Source organism: Evansella tamaricis (genome assembly GCF_019042215.1).
In the GTDB taxonomy this organism is placed as follows: Bacteria; Bacillota; Bacilli; order Bacillales; family Salisediminibacteriaceae; genus Evansella; species Evansella tamaricis.
Genome location: NZ_JAHQCS010000184.1, coordinates 14,657 through 33,246, shown reverse-complemented (window position 1 = coordinate 33,246; position 18,590 = coordinate 14,657). Strand labels below are relative to the sequence as shown.

Genomic DNA, 18,590 nt, shown 5'->3' with positions numbered 1-18,590 from the left:
GGTAGTACCCCTCCATAAATAGATTAGCACTCAAAGCATCTGAGTGCTAATCTCTATCACTTTATTTACCATATCGTTTTTTCGCTGTCAACTATTGAACAGTTATTTAAGCATAAATATTTACAAGGAGACCTTTAATTTCTCCTACCATGTTTAAGATCTCTAAACCCTTTCGCTGCTCTTTTAAAACTGCATCTGTTAAATCCAGCAATTTGCGATCCACTTCTTTCACAATTTTATAGACCTTCGTACGCCCTCTTCGGTTAAATCCTTTCCTCTCTTCTAAACTTAAACCTAGTTTCACGGCGTCATCCATAAACTCTTTTACTAATTGTTTATATTTTCTCAGTTCGTCCACCGTTCTTGACTCCGAAAGGGTTTTTCCTTGACCTTCTATTTGTTCCAGGAGTTTTCCAAGTCTTTCGTAGGCTTGATTGTCCTTACCTTTTTGCATGATCTCCTGAAAGGAGACACCTGCCTTCGTCTGAGATGTTTTTTTTTCAACCGAATTGACAGTTGTTCTACCTATTTTTTGAACATCCATAAGTTTCTCCTTTTTTTTAAAGGCTAATATTTATTTTTCATAAAAACAAAAAATGAACAATGACATAGTCTAATTATAAGTAAATTCTGGGACAGAACCAAGGGAAAGTTAATAAAAACAAATGGAAGGTGATTTGCTCACCTTCCACTTGCTTATTGTAGTAACTGTAGCACCCCTTGAGGAAGTTGATTGGCCTGTGCCAGCATGGCAGTAGCAGACTGGTTTAAAATGTTATTTCTAGTGAATTCTGTCATTTCTAATGCCATATCTGCATCACGAATTCGTGATTCCGAGGCCGTAAGGTTCTCGTGAGTAATTTGAAGATTATTGATTGTGTGTTCCATCCGATTCTGCGTTGCCCCAAGTTTAGAGCGCGCTTCTGAAATGTTGTTAATCGCCCGGTCTAATTGATAAATAGCTTTGTTAGCACCATCATGTGTAGTGACGTCTACTTCTTCAATTCCTAGAGTCACAATATCCATTCTAGGAATATCAATCATCACTTGTTGATTCGTATTTGGTCCAATTTGAAATGCCAGGGAATTATTGGTAATTGAAAATGTGGAGATAGCTCTATCAACCGTTTCTCCAGAATCTTCCATTGTGTCTTTCATATCATTATGAAATTGAAATTCAATCCCACCGTGCCGGACAATTCCATTTTTTGTAGTCATCGTTTTTCCTGCTGTGATCAGATTCTGCTCTAGTGGTTCTTCACCCCTGTAAATGGAAAATGTAGCTTGTTGCTCAATAGATACCTTCACAGTACCAGCACCAATTATCTTTTTAGTATCAATTGATAGTCCGCCAATATTATAAATATCTCCGTCTTCCTGGCCAACTCTTACCGATCTTTCATCTAAAGGAAGTCCATCTGGACCGATTACTTGTACTAAAGCATTTTGATCATTTGGGGAGTAGTTTCGAACATTTATAGTATATTCTCCAAAAGGCTGTGGGTAAAATGGATTGCCTTCAACAAGGGATGCATCAAACTTAATATCATTTTCCCTATCCGTTAGTCCTGCATTTGGTTGAACAATATGAATGACGTCTTTCTTGTTTGTAACCTCAAGGTGATAAGTACCACTTTGTAATCTAGCATCCATAACGATGGGTAAGCTTGCAATTCTCGCTGCATTGTCTTCAGTAGATGTGATGGATGATAACACAGCGCTATTTCCGTCCAACAGTTTTCTAGTATTAAATTCTGTTTTATCTGAGATGCTGTCAATTTCCAATTTTAATTGATCAATTTCTTTTTGAATTTGCTCACGGTCATATTCCGTATTCGTGTCGTTAGATGCTTGTACTGCCAGTTCGCGCATTCTTTGTAACATAGCATGTACTTCCTGCATGGCACCTTCCGATGTTTGCATAAGTGAAATACCATCTAGAGCATTTCTTTCTGCTTGTTTTAACCCCCGTATTTGAGACCTCATTTTTTCAGAGATTGCTAATCCAGCAGCATCATCAGCAGCACGATTTATCCGTAAACCAGAAGATAGTTTTTCTAAGTTTTTGGAAGTCTTAAATTGATTTTGATAAAGATTTCGGTATGCGTTAAGTGCTTGAATATTATTATTTATTTTCATCGTGTCATCACTCTCCTTTAGTCTTCAAACAGACTATTTTGTTCGTATGCGCTCGCTTGTCGCTTATGAGATCTTGACTGAATATCCTGATTCTTTCCCATTGCCCCTTGCCAAGCAGTAGATAGTGCCAATAAGTGTGTATGTACTTCATCTATCATTGTAATGTCCTTTTTATAGTTTGCCTCTATCACTTTTTCTGCCATATAGTTATATACCGCATCCAATTGATCAGCGATGATCCCTGCTTCATAATTGATTCCCGCACCTAATCGTTCGAGAATATCGTTTACCTTTTGCAAATGATAGTTTCCATTAACAAAGTCTTTCATTACAATAGCATCTCTAGCCTCTTCTAAATGATCTAATCCTGCTCCATATAACAATGCAGTTAACTCTTGTGGTGTCTTTTTATGCAGAGCTTCCTTTGAAATCATAGTTATCTTCCCCCCACTGCTCATTACTTCCTCACACAAAGAATATTGTCGAATAGTATCTAATCTTTTTATCGGCACTTGTTTTGTAATGTTAATAGTTTTGTTCCATTTCTTCTAGTAATAATAGTATCTCAGCCATCACAGCATATAGCTGTGGTGGAATACTCTCTCCTAAATCTAAGTCGATTAAATTTTCCAACAATCCGATATTTTCTTCCATCGGAATATTATGTTCTGTAGCCATATCCATAATCCGTTGTGCCACATACCCTTTGCCATGGGCAACCACTTTAGGATCATCTCCAGAATTTTCATCATATCGGATTACCGCTGCTTGTGGTCCATTCATTTCTCTTCTTTTTATATGATTAAAATGCTTTGATACCATCATATTTTGAAATCAAATCCTTTCTCCGTTAAGGTAGGTGACAGGGAATCCTTATGTAGCTGTGATTCCTTTGTAGCATTTTCATGACCAGTTAATGGTGAATATTTAATACTGTGGATGTGGAAACCAACTTCTTTTAGACGATTCATATACTTCTCGGTTATCGGCAAAACTCTTTTTTTAAAATCAACATGATTATTCTTTAAGGTAACACTTAAGGCCCTTTCCGTGACATTAATGGCTATTCCCACTTCACCCATTTTTTTCGTTTCAATTAAGAAAAATAGGTTGCAATTCTCCCAATCCAGTTTTTCCCCTTCATTCCTACCATTTACATAGACTTGGAGATTTTCAGCATGACCCTTTATAAGAAGTGGCAATTGGAACATTAATAATTGCATGTTTTGCTGATAGTCCATCCTGCTCATTAACTGCTGACCAGTGAGAGACTGCACTCCCTGTTGTGCCTGCTGTTGGAAGTTTCCTTCCCTCTCCCGTTGTGCTAATTCCATTAACAGTGATTTCACGTCTTTTGGATGTGGAATTACATCTCTTCCAGTAACTAATTGTTGCGCCAGTTCAGTCTCCCTGGTTAACCCCATCATCCTCAACCCTTCGTATACTTGGCGTGGAGAGCCATCTTGCTGAAGGAGTATTTTAGAAGTTTGATCCAGTTGGTGAGAAAGACGATGGACGTCTGTGGGTCTTCCTCCCCACTCCTTCATATTCGTCATCAAATGCATTACTTTTTGAGAAGTAGGCTTAAAAAGTATTTTTTCAAGCGACTGCTGAACTTCACGCACGATTTGCCTTGCTTCTTCTGTTAAACCTTTCCCTAAAAATGTTTTAGCTTCTGCCAATCTACTGGTTGCCTCTAACATTCTTTTCTCCGTCTTCATATCTGCATGGAGAAGCCAATCACTTTTTAACAGTGCTCGATCAAGTTGTTTAATGACTGTTTCCAGCATTGGCTTAACTGTTTTGGTTGATGCTGTATTTAACTGTTCCATTAAAATGACAATACGGCCCAATTGTCGAGAAGTCTCCCTTTGAAATACTTTAAACTCATCCGTAGCCAGAGCAAGTCGTTCCGTTACTTCTGTAACAAGGATATCCTTTGATAATCCCGTTACCGTTTGTAATTTCACATCATTATATCCCTGTATTTCTGTTTGATTTAGCAGTTGTACATTTCTTTGAAGGGGCAATTGCCCTTCCATTGCATCTTTTATGGCACTACTTATAATCTGTCGCCCTTTTAACTCTCTTCCCTGATCAAGGCGTTCTTCTGCCTGTTTTATGGCCTGCCCTAACTCATGGTGAACTTTGTCTGGTAAGTTTGCCATTGTAGTAAGAGTAGAGCGAAAGAAATCCAATGTTTTTCTTAAATCAGGTTCGTTCTCCACTTTCCGTTGCCACTCTTGTAATTCTGAATGATTTCCACCTTGTACTAGTTGACTATTTTGACCGCTGATTTGATGTTCTGTCTTTTGGATAATTTCTGCAACTTGTTCCATCAATTTCTTATCGTGAGAATTCGAGATGTCATCTGTTACTCCATTCTGTTGCAACAAATCTTGGATAACTTTCCCATGTAATGCTTGATGAATCTTATTAATGTTATCTCCATTTGGTTCCATCCGTTTTCTGATCAGCATCTCTACGGTATCAAGTCGTTGACTGTCTTCTTTTATGTTAGAAAAATACTTTTGTAATTCTTGAAGGTTGTTTCTTGTTAATGAGATTCCGTTAGTTACGAATTGTTGAATAACTCGTTTTAATTCAATAGATAATTCACGTTGATTTGTGTGTGTAAGCTTTTCATTACGTTCCCCTGTGGGAGTTTGGGGACTAGTTCCTTCCCTTAATTCCTTAGTTGTAGTTGCCCCTTCCACAACACTCACTTTAATCCCATCTTTTGTACGCCCTTCTATTTTCACCATCATCATATCATTGTTAGGTATTTTATCTGTAAATTTCGCTTTTACTTCCTGGCCTCTAATAAGAAGTATTCCTTCCCTGTCTGATACTCTTGTTTCTACTTTCGCTTGATACAGTTCCCCTTCTCTTAGGGCAGACTGGTCTACTTTCTGGAAAGGGATATTTACTTGTTGTGATTGTATTTCCATAGGTGTACACTTCCCGTGATTTTGTCTTATCTATTGTATCGGATAATAACAATGAAAATTGAAGCGTAGACAATAAAAAAAGAATGTTCAAAAAACCACCTTTATTGAACATTCTTCATTATTTTATTCCTTTTGATTAAAAAGATTATCTCTCAAAAAGTCTTTCTCTAGACTTGTTCCCCTCTTTTTCTTATCTCGCAGTAGAGCACTCTTATCGTTTCCCAATTGAATTCCTTTCAAAAGAACATTTTCACCATACTTATTCTTAAGATGGTCCACAACCCCACTTAATTTCTCCTCTTTTTCATCATTATCATAGGAAAAAAGGTCTAATTGCTTGTGAGCATGTCCCTTTTCAACGAGATCCATAGCGGTTATTCCCAATAACCTGACTGATTCTCCACTCCAATATTTTTCCCACAGTTTCCATGCTGCCTCAAATATATCCTGGTGTGTACTTATTGGATAAGCTAATTTGCTGCTTCTTGTAATAGTATTCCAATCATGATAACGAATCGTCAATTGGATATTGCCTGCATACACATTCTTTTTTCGAATTCTCCTCCCAACAGAGTCTGCCAAATTCATCATCACTTTTTTAATGGTAGAAACATTCTTTTCGTCCTTTGGAAGAGTGGTGGAATTGCCAATACTTTTAAAGTCCTCCACCGAATCTGGGTCCACAGGACGTTGATCTATACCATTCGCACGTTCATGTATTCTTACTCCCCCAATCCCTAACTTTCGGTGAAGTAAGTGCGGGTCAGCATTTGCAATATCTCCAATCGTATTTATTCCAAGTTTCGTTAATTTTTCTGCTGTTTTTTTCCCAACCCCATGCATCTCAACAGTTGAAAGTGGCCATAATATCTCTCTTACTTCCCTTTTCCTGAGAACGGTGATCCCCATCGGTTTTTTCATATCACTCGCCATCTTCGCTAAAAACTTATTTGGGGCAATTCCAATACTGCAGGGGAGGTTTAATTCATGTATTAATCGATCTTGTATATGCTTAGCTAGTTGGATTGGATTCATCTTTAATTCTACTGTTGTAACATCCATATATCCTTCATCAATCGAAACTGGTTCCACAAGTGGTGTATACTCATACAACACCTGAAACATTTGAGTAGATGCCGTACGATAACGATCAAAATTCGGTTCCCTGACAATCAGATTAGGGCACAACTTCAACGCCTCCCATAGTGGCATAGGAGCTTTCACACCTCTCCCCCTCGCCTCATAGTTTGCAGTAACTACGATCCCCCTCCGTGCCTCAGCATTTCCGGCAATTGCCAATGGCTTCCCCCTTAAAGTCGGATCATAAGCTGTTTCAACAGAAGCGTAAAAACTGTTCATATCTACATGAAAAATTATTTTGTTCTTTCTGTCGGTCCCGTTCATAACCTATGGTCACCTCCAATCTAACTACATGATACAGCCTAATCCAGTGTCCCTTTTTAATAGTTTTATAATATTTTACATATAGTTGTAAACATTAAAGCCCTTATTTTATGATATGATTAAGGGAATCAATGGTTGGAAGGCGGTCGAAATAATGGAAAATACGCTTCAGCATGACACCATTTATAACAATGTATTGCTTCTAGTGATTGAAGTTTTGGTCCAATATGAGCAGAAAGAGTTGCCTTCACCTACGTTAAAAGACTTATCGAGCTTAATTGGTTATTCTGAAGAAATAATACTTGAATCTATGGAATTAGGTAATGTGGAACCTGAAAGCATTATTCAGTAATGTTTCCAGGTTCTTCTTTTGTTAAGGTAAGAAATTTATAAGTTTTGGCACCATCGTACAATGTCTAGCTCCACTGCCCTACGCTCGTGTTCATAGGCGATTCCGCTTTTCTTTGTCTAGCTCCATCGCCTACTCGCAAGGGAACTGAAAAAGTGGTGCTTTTCCACTTTTACAGTCCCTAAGCAATGAGCGTAGCCGTCGCAATCTTTAAAAAGCCTGATAGGAGCGGTTTTCTCCAATCAGGCGAGCGTCGAGCGTAGCCATTGCCATACAAATAAAAGGAACTGAAAAAGAGGTTTTAAACTTTTTCAGTTCCTTCCTACTCGCTGCGGGGCACTTCGGAAGGAACAACCGAAGTCAAAGAGCGGACTTCGGTTGTCATTCCTCCACTGCCCTACGCTCGTGTTCATAGGCGATTCCGCTTTTCTTTGTCTAGCTCCATCGCCTACTCGCAAGGGAACTGAAAAAGTGGTGCTTTTCCACTTTTACAGTCCCTAAGCAATGAGCGTAGCCGTCGCAATCTTTAAAAAGCCTGATAGGAGCGGTTTTCTCCAATCAGGCGAGCGTCGAGCGTAGCCATTGCCATACAAATAAAAGGAACTGAAAAAGTGGTTTTAAACTTTTTCAGTTCCTTCCTACTCGCTGCGGGGCACTTCGGAAGGAACAACCGAAGTCAAAGAGCGGACTTCGGTTATCATTCCTCCACTGCCCTACGCTCGTGTTCATAGGCGATTCCGCTTTTCTTATTACTGACTTAATTTTTCTGTTGTTTCTTCTACCCAATCCACAAAGTCACTACCATTAAAATGGTAATTCACTTCCCGATGGAAACGGATTAATTCTTCCATAAAATCTGGTTTTTGTTTATAATAATTATCAATGAAATCAAAAAATTTATAGTCTTTCTGTTGTGACTGTTCCCGCTTTCGTTTTCCCTCTTCTGTTAATGTCATATAAGTTACCCTCAAATCACGTTCATCTTTCACCGATTTAACTAAATCTTTATCCTGAAGTCGTTTCATAATTTGCATAACAGTGGACCGATCCCATAAACCTATTTTTGCAACATTGGTTACAGAAATTTTTCCCTTTGAATAAACAATCCACAATACATGCTGTTCAGCTAATGTTAGTCCTAATGTCTGTGCATTATTTTGCCACTCTTCTTCCAACACCTTCGATAACCCGCGCATGTAATTTAAAAGCAAATGTGTACGATCATCAACAGTCATTTTCCCTATCCCCTAACTAGTCAAATAAAATCGCTAACTTATTGGCACAAAAAGTGGGCAACTGTGAGTTGCCCGATTCTATACTGCTTTCTTAATAATTGTTAAAACCAATTCACAAGTTTTTTCTAATTCCTCCACGGGCATTCTTTCATTCGTAGTATGAATCTCTTCATATCCAATTCCTAGATTAATTGTAGGAATGCCATGCCCTGCAATAATATTCGCGTCACTGCCTCCACCACTTGTTGTTAATACCGCTTCTCGTCCAATTTCTTCAATAGCCTGTTTTGCCACTTCAACAACTAGATCCCCATCCTTATGTTTGAATCCAGGATAAACTAAAACCACGTCTACAACTGCTTTCCCACCCATATCCTTTGCTGCCTTCTCAAATGCTAATTTCATGGCAGTAACCTGTTTTTCCAGCTTCCCTGGGACGAGTGATCTTGCCTCTGCCAGTATATCAACACGATCACAAACGATGTTCGTTTGCGTACCCCCTTCAAATCTTCCTATATTCGCTGTCGTTTCACTATCAATCCGTCCTAATGGCATTTGTGCAATAGCTTTGGCTGCTATGGTGATAGCAGAAATCCCCTTTTCTGGAGCTACACCGGCATGTGCTGTTTTACCAAAAATGGTGGCTTTCACTTTAGACTGGTTTGGGGCAGCCACTACAATTGTACCAACCTTCCCATCACTGTCCAGAGCATAACCGTAGGATGCTATCAAATCATCACGATTTAAAGCTTTTGCTCCAACTAACCCTGACTCTTCACCGACAGTAATAATAAATTGAACAGTTCCATGCTTAACACCTGTTTCCTTTAATACTCGAACAGCTTCCAGCATAGCTGCAATTCCAGCTTTATCATCTGCACCCAATATAGTGGACCCATCTGTTTTAATATATTCACCATCCAAGATTGGATTCACTCCGTTCCCAGGAACAACAGTGTCCATGTGAGAAGTGAAATAAATACTATTTCCTTCTACTTCTCCCTTTAATGTACAGATTAAATTCCCCGCAGCATGTCCAGTTTCATCCATTGTATGATCTTCCTTAACCTCTACTCCAAGGGATTGAAATTTATTAATTAGGACGTCTGCAATTTCCCTCTCGTATTTAGTTTCGGAATCCACTTTTACAAGTTCCATAAATTCATTTACTAAACGTTCTTTATTAACCATTATCAAAGAATCCTCCAATTTAAATCGAATGATTTCATTTCATCACTTTAGTTTACTATTGTATCAAAGATTTAATCGTTCGTCTCTTATGACCCCCGATATTGTTATAATGGAATATTGCCATGTTTTTTCTTTGGTCGATGTTCTTCTTTTCTTTGTAACATTTCAAGGCTTTGTTTCAGTTTAATTCTCGTTTCTCTCGGGTCGATAACATCATCCACCATACCATTAGCAGCAGCAATATATGGATTCGCGAATTTATGGCGATATTCCTCAATTTTTTCCAACCGTGTTTCTTCTGGATCCTCACTCTCTCGAATATCTCTGGCAAATATAATATTTGCTGCACCATGTGGACCCATCACTGCAATTTCCGCATTAGGCCAGGCAAACACCACATCAGCACCTATTGCCTTGCTATTCAAGGCCACATAAGCCCCCCCATAAGCTTTACGGGTTATTACCGTTATTTTAGGGACGGTAGCTTCGGAATAGGCATATAAAATTTTTGCTCCGTGACGGATAATCCCCCCATGCTCCTGCTTAATTCCAGGAAAAAAGCCAGTTACATCTTCAAAGGTAACAAGCGGGATATGGAAACAATCACAAAAGCGAATAAACCTAGAAATTTTGTCAGAAGAATCTATATCCAATCCACCTGCCATTACTTTCGGTTGATTTGCAATTATTCCGATGGATGATCCATCTATTCTGGCAAATCCCACAACAGCATTTTTCGCAAATCCTTTATGTACTTCTAAAAAGCTTTCCTTATCAACCACTTGTTCAATAACCTTTCTCACATCATACGGCCTAGTTGGATCCATTGGGACATCTTCCAGTAAATCATACAGAAAATCGTCTTTCTGTTCCACATCGTATTTCGGCGGTTGGTCCTCATTATGCTGTGGTAAATAACTAAGTAATTTCCGAACTTCTTGTAATACCTCTTCCTCTGTTTCACAGGAAAAGTGAGCATTACCGCTTTTACTTCCATGGACGAACGCCCCACCTAATTCTTCAGAAGATATCTTCTCCCCGGTTACCGTTTCGATTACTTTTGGTCCGGTTATAAACATTTGGCTTGTCTTCTCTACCATAAACACAAAGTCTGTGATTGCCGGTGAATAAACAGCACCACCTGCACAAGGACCCATGATGACAGAGATTTGTGGAATGACCCCGGAATAAATTGAATTCCGGTAAAAGATATGGCCATATCCATCCAGTGAAAGGACACCTTCCTGTATCCTTGCTCCACCAGAATCATTTAAACCTACAAACGGTGCTTTATTTTTTACTGCTAAATCCATAACATTTGCAATTTTTTTTGCATGCATTTCACCTAATGCACCACCATATACAGTGAAATCCTGTGCGAACAGAAAAACCATCCTGCCATTTACTTTTCCGTATCCTGTGACAACACCTTCACCAGGAGCAGAACCTGGCTGCATTCCAAAATCAGTGGTGCGATGCTCCATAAATGGATTTAATTCCATGAAAGAGCCCTCATCTAAAAAAAGATGGATTCTTTCTCTCGCTGTTAGCTTCCCCTTCTCATGCTGCTTCTCAATTCTTGCATCACCACCACCCAGTTCTACTTTTCTCCTCTTATCATAAAGTTCATTAATTTTTTCATATATGTCCATTAGTCATTATCTGTCCTTTCGGCATCTTTTACTTCACATAATTCTACTAATACTCCATCTGCAGATTTCGGATGTAAAAAAGCAATCGGATATCCTCCTGCACCATTTTTTGGTACATCATCAATTAATGTTACACCTTCTCTTTTTAATTGATTTAACCGATCTTGTAAGCTTGATACGGAAAAGGCAATATGGTGAAGACCTTCCCCTTTCTTATCTATAAATTTTGCAACAGGACTGTCACGAGTAAGCGGTTCCAACAATTCCAACTTACTATTACCTAAAGGAAGAAAGGCAACCTTTACTTGTTGATCAGGTACTTCTACGATTTTCTCCACTTCTAAATGGAGGTGATTTAAATAAAATGGCAACGTTCCTTCGATGGAACGTACGGCAATACCAATATGATCAATTCCTTTTGGTGGTTCCAGGATTCCTGTGTCCTTTCCCCTTCCTTCCATAACCGCCTTTTCGATGTAAGCAGCAATTGTTATCGTGGAAGTACCAGGTGTAAAAATCTTTTGGATACCCTTTTTCTCCAGTTCCTGAGCATCCTCCATTGGTATAACTCCACCACCGAAGACTAATATGTCCTCTGCCTGTTGTTCCTTCAGCAATCTTAAGACTTCCGGGAACAATACGTTGTGTGCCCCTGACAAACTTGATAAGCCGATGGCATCTACATCTTCCTGGATTGCAGCACGAACAATTTGTTTTGGTGATTGCCTTAATCCAGTGTAGATTACTTCCATTCCAGCATCTCGAAGGGCCTGAGAAATAACGAGGGCACCCCTATCGTGTCCATCCAAACCTGGTTTTGCTATTAAAACGCGTATTTTATCCATTTTGGTATTCCTCCATCCCTCTACTCGTATTCTCCAAACACATCCCTTAAAGTATGGCAGATTTCCCCGATGCTGGCATACCTTCTGACAGCCTCAATAATAAACGGCATCAAGTTTTCTGTACCTTCTGCAGCTTTTTTTAACGCCGACAATGCTTCTTTCACTTCCGTATCAATTCTTTCCTGTTTCACCTTTTGAAGTCTGTCCAGTTGCGCTTCTACTAATTTATCATCAACGCGAAGTAAATCTGGTTGAGGTTCCTCTTCCAATTGATAACGGTTTACACCAATAACAATTTCCTCTTCCCGCTCCAACTTCTTTTGTGTATCGTAAGCTGCACGGTGAATCTCCCTTTGCATATATTGTTGTTCCACCGCTGCAACTGCCCCTCCTCTAGTGGTTATTTCCTCCATATACTCTTGTGCTTTCTGTTCTAATTGATCCGTAAGTGTCTCAATATAATAAGAACCTCCTAAAGGATCGATTGTATCTGCCACACCAGTTTCGTGAGCAATAATTTGCTGTGTCCGTAATGCAATTCGGGCTGATTCCTCCGTAGGTAACGCAAGAGCCTCATCCTTTGCATTTGTATGAAGACTTTGTGTACCACCTAACACTGCAGCCAACGCTTGTAAAGCAACACGGACTATATTATTGTCCGGTTGTTGTGCAGTTAATGTGGACCCTGCAACTTGTGTGTGGAACCTTAGCTGCATACTCTTTTCTTTTTTTGCACCATACTTCTCTTTCATAATTTTCGCCCACATTCGTCTTGCGGCACGAAACTTTGCTATTTCCTCGAAAAACTGATTATGTCCATTAAAAAAGAAAGCGAGTCTTGGTGCAAATTTATCAATATCTAATCCTGCCTCCAACGCAGCATCAACATATGCCATGGCGTTTGATAGAGTGAATGCTAACTCTTGTACTGCTGTGGAACCAGCTTCACGTATGTGATATCCACTAATACTTATAGTGTTAAATTTAGGTGTGTGCTCCGTACAATATGCAAAAATATCTGTAATTAATCTCATGGAAGGCTTAGGGGGGAAAATGTAAGTGCCTCTTGCAATATACTCCTTTAAAATATCATTTTGAATCGTACCTTGGATCTTATTCATTGCAACACCTTGTTTTTCTGCCACCACAATATACATGGCAAGTAACACCGATGCTGGCGCATTGATGGTCATGGAAGTACTAACTTGATCTAATGATATTCCGTCAAAAAGAATTTCCATATCTTTTAATGTATCGATAGCTACTCCTACTTTTCCAACTTCCCCAAGGGACATTGGATCATCGGAATCGTATCCTATTTGAGTCGGCAAATCAAAAGCAACTGACAAACCAGTTTGTCCCTGTTCTAAAAGGTATTTAAACCGTTTATTTGTTTCATCTGCCGAGCCGAATCCAGCATACTGCCTCATCGTCCAAAAACGTCCTCGATACATCGTGCGCCGAATCCCACGAGTATATGGATATTCTCCCGGGAAACCTAATTCCTCATAACTCCCATCCACCTTTTCAGGTAAATAAACACGGTCGATTGGTATGGATGAAGAGGTAGTGAAAGCCTCTTTTCTTTCTGGGTGTTTTTGAACCTCTTCTTTAGCCCGCTCATGCCATTTTTCCTTATCTATCACGATGATAAATCCTCCTTTAACCATTTCGGCAAAAGACTGAAATTTTTTAAGATAATAATTACTTCGATATAATATGCATTATTTCCTCTTTTAAGGACGAAAACAGTGTATCTCTTAAAGGAATATGTCTTGTCCCCCTTGTCACATCGCCTAAATATAAAGTAAAATGGGTATAGCATTATTCAAGGAGGTAAGACAATGCCCCGTAAATATCGAAAAGTTATTATTTATATAATGATTGCAACTATGGCGCTAGGTACCATTCTAGGTTCCGTTGCATTATTCTAATTTAGCAGAATGAGAATAGAAAATGTCGCTCCTTCGGTATCGTTTGAAGAAGGGCGATTTTTTTCATTTCTGAGTTAATGAACCTAAAAGCGTCCGTACAAAGAGAAAGAAGATGTCCCAAAATTTTTATGGGACATCCTTCTTTATATTGCTAATTATTATCTTGAGTTTTTTCTGCAATAGCACCGAATTCTATACCTAGCTCTTGGAATGACTTTTCTGATGTGGTAATTAATACTTTCATACCTAATGGAACTTCTTCAAACAAAATTTCCACATCTCCATTATTCATCCTCACACAACCAGATGTTAAATATTGACCGACAGAAGCAGGATTGTTTGTTCCATGAATTCCGTAAATCCTTCCGTCAGTTCCCTCTGCATCAAACCCGATCCACCTGGTACCCAAGGGGTTATCTTTACTTCCCCCTTCAATATTATCTTTTCGGTAATAAGGCTCCACAGCCTTAACGGTAATCGTGTATTCCCCTTCTGGTGTAAGGGAATCCATTTTACCAGTTGCCACATCGAAGGTTTGCTTAACTTCCCCACTTACAATATACGCCAGTTCGTTTGTCCTTTTATTAACGATTAAATAAGGATCTCCCACTAGCGGATTTTCCCCTAATGGCCAAATGGGTGACACAATAAGGAGAATGGAAAGAAAAAGTGATTTCATAACTGATCACTACCTTCTTAGAGTATCTTCTTTCCTATAGTTGTTGCTTGAGGCAACGTTAATTATTCACCGGAAGATTGAATATTTTTTTATAGGCTTGAATTGTTGCTTAATCAGAAGGTATTCATTTATTTCATATACAAGATGCATTAATGCAGATCTTGCTTCGAATTCCTCTCTCGTTTCAGGAAGGGGCATATTCTTAAATATTTTCTTTAAATGGTCCAATTTTTCAACATATTTTGAAGATGTGTTTCCAGGATTTACTCCTTCACTTAATTCTTTCATATAATCTGCCACCATTTCCCCTTGCTTCAATTGAATTTCAATTGTAGTTAATAATGGCATCATTCTTTCAATAATTTCTAATTGTTTCTCTCGCATTTTAAAATAATGATAGTATTGGTCATCATACCTTAACAGGTGATTTTCTAAATTCTGTGCTGCAATCGTTTGGGCTTCTTCTAATAATGTTGCTGAATTGGTAATTTCCTTTCCACTCCAAGTACTCTGACCGGTTTTCACGTAAACTGAAAATTCTTGAAAGATTTTAGAAAAATTCCGTTCCAACTGCTGCTGCATTTTACTCAACTTCGTTTCAACACTCGGCATATACGCATTCATTAGTAAAGCACAAAATATACCAATTGAAATTAGTGCTAATTCATTTAGTATTAAGTTAAGGGTAACTTGACCAGAAGTGTAAATATGTAAAATAATTACAGAACTAGTTACTATACCAGCTTGTATTTTTAACAACAACGTTGTTGGAATAAATAATAATAAGAGTACACCTACTGTTATCGGATGATAAGCGATGTATTCAAACAGTAGTCCTGCATATAGTAATCCAATGATGCAAGCTAAAAATCTAGCCCATGACATTTGAAAGGATTTCCTTCTTGTCTTCTGAATACATAAAATAGTAATAATTCCTGCAGAAGCAAAAAAGTCCAATTGAAAGGCTTGTGCAATACCAATAGCAATGGCTGCACCAAGTGCTGTTTTTATGGTCCGATATCCAATGCGAAACAACCCTTTTCACCAACTCTCCATATTTAAAATAATTCTCCACTCACATGATGTTAGTATTACATTTCAACAAAAAAAAATTAAAAAACTCCGGGAAGACCCAGAGTTAAGTTTATGTATGGCGCGCCCGCCAGGATTCGAACCCGGAACGCGAGAGCCGAAATCTCGTATGATATCCATTTCACTACAGGCGCAAAGATTAGGCGTTTAGATTATTTTTTGACCATGTTTAAAACATAATCATGTGTACTATAGGAGTATAGCAATCAATCACAAAAAAATCAAGGGATCAGTGATAACTTTAAATTTTCAAATAGTTTAATAAGAAAAGCGCAAGCGCCTATGGTCACGAGCGTAGGGCAGTGCCTCTTCCTCTACAAGCATCGCTCTGAAGAGTATCCGTCGAGGCAACTCGAAGCATATTCGCGAAGTAACCGCTCGTTGGACAGCGAATTCGAAGAAGTAGCTAGAAGTCCGATCTTTGACTTCGGTTGTCACTTCCGAAGTGCCCCGTAGTAATTAAGAAGCAACTGAAAAAGTTTAAAACCACTTTTTCAGTTCCCTTGCGAGTAGTCTAAAAAAGTTACTCCACTTCCTCCTCAAACATCTCTTCAAATCGTTCATTCAGCTGGTCATTTGTATAGCCCATTTCACCTAATCTGGCACTGAAATTTTGAGCCCATAATGAAAGACGTTGCGAAATTTTTTTATATTTCTTCGCATCTGATTTTTTTGCTTCTTTCGCTCGCGCATCGGCATTTGTCATGACATTCTCTGAAATAAATAATCCTTTCCAAAGTGCATCTTCATCGAAATTATCGGCATGCTCATTAAAGTATTCTAAAATCTTTTTATAGTAATCATCAAATTCATCAAAAGAAATTTCTTTATCCATGTTTAAGTAAATATGTATTTGTTTATACAATTCATTCATATTAATACCCCTTTACAAACCTTATTACGATTACAAAGCAAAATTATACCATAAGAAAAGGAGGTTTCCAATAGAACCTCCTTGCGCTTACAGAAAAAAAATTTATTTAAAGTACTGATCGAAGGCTTTCTCCAATTTTTGAACTACCTCGATAGGTTCATGACCCTCTATTTCATGGCGTTCTACCATCGCTTGAACTTTACCATCTTTAATAAGAGCAAAAGAAGGGGATGAAGGCTGGTAACCAGTAAAATATGAACGTGCCTGTTCGGTAGCTTCTTTGTCTTGACCTGCAAAAACTGTAGCGTAATTATCAGCCTGCACCTCATAGTTTTTCATATACAATGCTGATGGGCGAGCAATGCCACCTGCACATCCGCAAACTGAATTAATCATAACAAACGTTGTTCCATTATTTTTGAAAAGAGCATCAACTTCATCCGGAGTTTTAAGTTCTTTATACCCTCCTTCAACCATCTCTTTTCTAGCTGTTTCAACAACATCATTCATAAACATTTGAAAATCCATTTATATACACCCTTTCTGTTTAACCGTTATTTTCATTTTACACTGTATGTACGTTGTTTACCAAGATTTTTGATCCTTCTTATTTTGATCCTTCTTATTTTAATCCATTCTTTTATTTTTAACAAAAGAAATAAGAAAAGCGCAAGCGCCTATGGTCACGAGCGTAGGGCAGTGGAGGAATGACAACTTGAAGTCCGCTCTTTGACTTCAGTTGTCACTTCCGAAGTTGCTTAGGGACTGTAAAAGTGGAAAAGCACCACTTTTTCAGTTCCCTTGCGAGTAGGCGCTGGAGCTAGACATTGCCCGAAGGTGCCAAAACTTATAAATTCTTACCTATTAAGAAAGTGCTAGACACCACTAATCCTCTAGTACAGAAAAACTAAGGGGATAAAGGGTAAATCTACCCCTTATCCCCGTGTATTTATTGAAGTGCTGTCTTTAATGTCTCAATATTCTTTCGCATTAGACTAAAATAGTCATCTCCGGCAGCCACATTCTCTTCTGTGATGGATTCCAAATTATGAATCCATAAAGCCTCTGCACCCACTTCTTGCCTGACTGTTTCAGCGATGTTAGTAGGGATATTCTGTTCAAACATAATGTGATTAATTCCCTTTGTTTCGATAAATTCAATCACATCTTGAATTTGCCTAATGGAAGGCTCGTTAGTTGGTGAGATCCCGGCAATACCAATTTGATGTATGCCATATCTTTCTTCCCAATATCCATATCCAGCATGAGAAACTACAATTGTGTCTTTGGAAATATCCTCTGTCATGGCAAGGAATTCCTCATTAAGGAGTTCCAATTCTCCTTTTAATTCTTCAAAGTTTGCTTCAAATGTGTCACGTGCCTCTGGTCGTAATTCCACTAATTCATTTTTAATATTTTCAGCAACTTGAATTGCTCTAATAGGGTCTAACCATACATGTGGATCTTCGTCTCCATGATCATGACTGTGATCGTCATCATCATGACTGTGACCGTGATCGTCATCATCATGACTGTGACCATGATCGTCATCATCGTGACTGTGGCCATGATCGTCATCATCATGACTGTGACCATGATCGTCATCATCATGACTGTGGCCATGATCGTCATCATCATGACTGTGGCCATGATCGTCATCATCGTGACTGTGACCATGATCGTCATCATCATGACTGTGGCCATGATCGTCATCATCGTGACTGTGACCGTGATCATGATCATGGTGATAATCTATTAATTCAATTCCGTCTGAAGCCGTAAGTACTGTGACCTCATGAGTTTCAATAGTTTCTTTTATTCTTTCCGCAAATCCTTCAAATCCTGCACCGTTATAGATGAACAAGTCTGCCTCGGCTATACTTACCATTTGATTAACAGTTGGTTCAAATGAATGGGCATCTGCACCTACTGGTACTATATTAACCACTTCTACATATTCTCCACCAATTCGATATGTAAAATCTTCTAATGGAAAAAGTGTTGTATATACCAAAATAGGTTCAATCGTTTCTTCAACCACTTCATCAACGACATCTTCCGAATCTGAATCTTCCCCCGCTTCCGACACATCTTCTTCATTTTGTCCACATGCAGCTAGAATAGTAGACAATAATAACATAATTGAAAAAAAGAACGATAATCGCTTCATTTCTTATTTTCCCCTTTCGTAATAATTACGTTTTATGAACAACCCACTACGGATTATATCGTAAATGTTACGTTT

General features: G+C 38.6%; 18 protein-coding genes and 1 tRNA gene. 2 read left to right on the top strand and 17 right to left on the bottom strand.

Features of this window, described 5'->3' with window-relative positions:
* Positions 1-106 precede the first annotated feature (106 nt).
* The 6 genes from KS419_RS23515 to KS419_RS23490 all read right to left on the bottom strand — a co-directional run bounded on the left by KS419_RS23515 (position 107) and on the right by KS419_RS23490 (position 6,494).
* A complete protein-coding gene (locus tag KS419_RS23515; RefSeq protein ID WP_217069517.1) occupies positions 107-544 on the bottom strand; it encodes a YaaR family protein in 438 nt (145 codons plus the stop codon).
* A gap of 152 nt (positions 545-696) precedes the next feature.
* Entirely contained in the window at positions 697-2,139 is a 1,443-nt protein-coding gene (locus KS419_RS23510) for a flagellin N-terminal helical domain-containing protein (protein ID WP_217069515.1), read from the bottom strand.
* A 17-nt stretch (positions 2,140-2,156) separates the two neighbouring features.
* Complete coding sequence (fliS, locus tag KS419_RS23505; RefSeq protein WP_217069514.1) at positions 2,157-2,573, bottom strand: flagellar export chaperone FliS; 417 nt, start codon at positions 2,571-2,573, stop codon at positions 2,157-2,159.
* Positions 2,574-2,664: 91 nt separating this feature from the next.
* A complete protein-coding gene (locus KS419_RS23500; protein ID WP_217069512.1) occupies positions 2,665-2,964 on the bottom strand; it encodes an EscU/YscU/HrcU family type III secretion system export apparatus switch protein in 300 nt (99 codons plus the stop codon).
* Positions 2,961-5,090 carry a hypothetical protein gene (locus KS419_RS23495; RefSeq protein WP_217069510.1) on the bottom strand — a complete coding sequence of 710 codons (2,130 nt, stop codon included), beginning with the start codon at positions 5,088-5,090 and terminating at the stop codon, positions 2,961-2,963. Before KS419_RS23495 ends, KS419_RS23500 begins: the two co-directional genes overlap by 4 nt.
* Before the next feature lie 123 nt (positions 5,091-5,213).
* Positions 5,214-6,494, bottom strand: coding sequence for a DNA polymerase IV (locus KS419_RS23490; RefSeq protein WP_217069508.1), 1,281 nt, complete (start codon positions 6,492-6,494; stop codon positions 5,214-5,216).
* Between the two features lie 154 nt (positions 6,495-6,648).
* On the opposite strand from KS419_RS23490, the gene KS419_RS23485 reads away from it, so the two are divergent.
* Complete coding sequence (locus tag KS419_RS23485) at positions 6,649-6,846, top strand: hypothetical protein (protein ID WP_217069506.1); 198 nt, start codon at positions 6,649-6,651, stop codon at positions 6,844-6,846.
* A gap of 746 nt (positions 6,847-7,592) precedes the next feature.
* Here the strand turns inward: KS419_RS23485 and KS419_RS23480 are convergent.
* The 5 genes from KS419_RS23480 to KS419_RS23460 form a co-directional block, all read right to left on the bottom strand.
* Positions 7,593-8,078: a BlaI/MecI/CopY family transcriptional regulator gene (locus KS419_RS23480; RefSeq protein WP_217069505.1), complete on the bottom strand. Its 486-nt coding sequence runs from the start codon at positions 8,076-8,078 to the stop codon at positions 7,593-7,595.
* Positions 8,079-8,156: 78 nt separating this feature from the next.
* Positions 8,157-9,269, bottom strand: a complete 1,113-nt coding sequence (locus KS419_RS23475) for a M20/M25/M40 family metallo-hydrolase (protein ID WP_217069503.1) — start codon at positions 9,267-9,269, stop codon at positions 8,157-8,159.
* A 104-nt stretch (positions 9,270-9,373) separates the two neighbouring features.
* On the bottom strand, positions 9,374-10,921 hold the full coding sequence (locus tag KS419_RS23470) for an acyl-CoA carboxylase subunit beta (RefSeq protein WP_217069502.1): 1,548 nt from the start codon (positions 10,919-10,921) through the stop codon (positions 9,374-9,376).
* Positions 10,921-11,766, bottom strand: coding sequence for a methylmalonyl-CoA epimerase (mce, locus tag KS419_RS23465; protein WP_217069500.1), 846 nt, complete (start codon positions 11,764-11,766; stop codon positions 10,921-10,923). Before mce ends, KS419_RS23470 begins: the two co-directional genes overlap by 1 nt.
* Positions 11,767-11,786: 20 nt before the next feature.
* Positions 11,787-13,412 carry an acyl-CoA mutase large subunit family protein gene (locus tag KS419_RS23460; RefSeq protein WP_343215113.1) on the bottom strand — a complete coding sequence of 542 codons (1,626 nt, stop codon included), beginning with the start codon at positions 13,410-13,412 and terminating at the stop codon, positions 11,787-11,789.
* Between the two features lie 198 nt (positions 13,413-13,610).
* Between KS419_RS23460 and prli42 the strand changes: the two genes are divergently transcribed.
* Positions 13,611-13,700 (top strand): stressosome-associated protein Prli42, encoded by a 90-nt coding sequence (gene prli42, locus KS419_RS23455; RefSeq protein WP_217069496.1) that lies wholly within the window; start codon positions 13,611-13,613, stop codon positions 13,698-13,700.
* A 151-nt stretch (positions 13,701-13,851) separates the two neighbouring features.
* Here the strand turns inward: prli42 and KS419_RS23450 are convergent, their stop codons facing one another.
* From KS419_RS23450 to KS419_RS23425, 6 genes are all read right to left on the bottom strand, one after another.
* The gene (locus tag KS419_RS23450) at positions 13,852-14,379 is read right to left on the bottom strand and encodes a L,D-transpeptidase (RefSeq protein WP_217069495.1); all 528 of its coding nucleotides are present in this window, start codon (positions 14,377-14,379) and stop codon (positions 13,852-13,854) included.
* Between the two features lie 66 nt (positions 14,380-14,445).
* Positions 14,446-15,414: an aromatic acid exporter family protein gene (locus KS419_RS23445; RefSeq protein ID WP_217069493.1), complete on the bottom strand. Its 969-nt coding sequence runs from the start codon at positions 15,412-15,414 to the stop codon at positions 14,446-14,448.
* A gap of 116 nt (positions 15,415-15,530) precedes the next feature.
* Positions 15,531-15,605: transfer RNA gene (locus KS419_RS23440), tRNA-Arg, on the bottom strand.
* Between the two features lie 389 nt (positions 15,606-15,994).
* A complete protein-coding gene (locus KS419_RS23435; protein WP_217069492.1) occupies positions 15,995-16,345 on the bottom strand; it encodes a hypothetical protein in 351 nt (116 codons plus the stop codon).
* Between the two features lie 102 nt (positions 16,346-16,447).
* Positions 16,448-16,873 (bottom strand): BrxA/BrxB family bacilliredoxin, encoded by a 426-nt coding sequence (locus KS419_RS23430; RefSeq protein WP_217069490.1) that lies wholly within the window; start codon positions 16,871-16,873, stop codon positions 16,448-16,450.
* Between the two features lie 421 nt (positions 16,874-17,294).
* Entirely contained in the window at positions 17,295-18,515 is a 1,221-nt protein-coding gene (locus KS419_RS23425) for a metal ABC transporter solute-binding protein, Zn/Mn family (protein ID WP_217069489.1), read from the bottom strand.
* Positions 18,516-18,590: the final 75 nt, after the last annotated feature.

Coding starts and splice junctions, on each gene's coding strand:
- mce (WP_217069500.1), bottom strand. CDS start 11,766: ATGGATAAAATACGCGTTTTAATAGCAAAACCAGGTTTGGATGGACAC.
- KS419_RS23430 (WP_217069490.1), bottom strand. CDS start 16,873: ATGGATTTTCAAATGTTTATGAATGATGTTGTTGAAACAGCTAGAAAA.
- KS419_RS23490 (WP_217069508.1), bottom strand. CDS start 6,494: ATGAACGGGACCGACAGAAAGAACAAAATAATTTTTCATGTAGATATG.
- KS419_RS23500 (WP_217069512.1), bottom strand. CDS start 2,964: ATGATGGTATCAAAGCATTTTAATCATATAAAAAGAAGAGAAATGAAT.
- KS419_RS23510 (WP_217069515.1), bottom strand. CDS start 2,139: ATGAAAATAAATAATAATATTCAAGCACTTAACGCATACCGAAATCTT.
- KS419_RS23495 (WP_217069510.1), bottom strand. CDS start 5,090: ATGGAAATACAATCACAACAAGTAAATATCCCTTTCCAGAAAGTAGAC.
- KS419_RS23435 (WP_217069492.1), bottom strand. CDS start 16,345: ATGAATGAATTGTATAAACAAATACATATTTACTTAAACATGGATAAA.
- KS419_RS23480 (WP_217069505.1), bottom strand. CDS start 8,078: ATGACTGTTGATGATCGTACACATTTGCTTTTAAATTACATGCGCGGG.
- prli42 (WP_217069496.1), top strand. CDS start 13,611: ATGCCCCGTAAATATCGAAAAGTTATTATTTATATAATGATTGCAACT.
- KS419_RS23470 (WP_217069502.1), bottom strand. CDS start 10,921: ATGGACATATATGAAAAAATTAATGAACTTTATGATAAGAGGAGAAAA.
- KS419_RS23515 (WP_217069517.1), bottom strand. CDS start 544: ATGGATGTTCAAAAAATAGGTAGAACAACTGTCAATTCGGTTGAAAAA.
- KS419_RS23425 (WP_217069489.1), bottom strand. CDS start 18,515: ATGAAGCGATTATCGTTCTTTTTTTCAATTATGTTATTATTGTCTACT.
- KS419_RS23450 (WP_217069495.1), bottom strand. CDS start 14,379: ATGAAATCACTTTTTCTTTCCATTCTCCTTATTGTGTCACCCATTTGG.
- fliS (WP_217069514.1), bottom strand. CDS start 2,573: ATGATTTCAAAGGAAGCTCTGCATAAAAAGACACCACAAGAGTTAACT.
- KS419_RS23475 (WP_217069503.1), bottom strand. CDS start 9,269: ATGGTTAATAAAGAACGTTTAGTAAATGAATTTATGGAACTTGTAAAA.
- KS419_RS23485 (WP_217069506.1), top strand. CDS start 6,649: ATGGAAAATACGCTTCAGCATGACACCATTTATAACAATGTATTGCTT.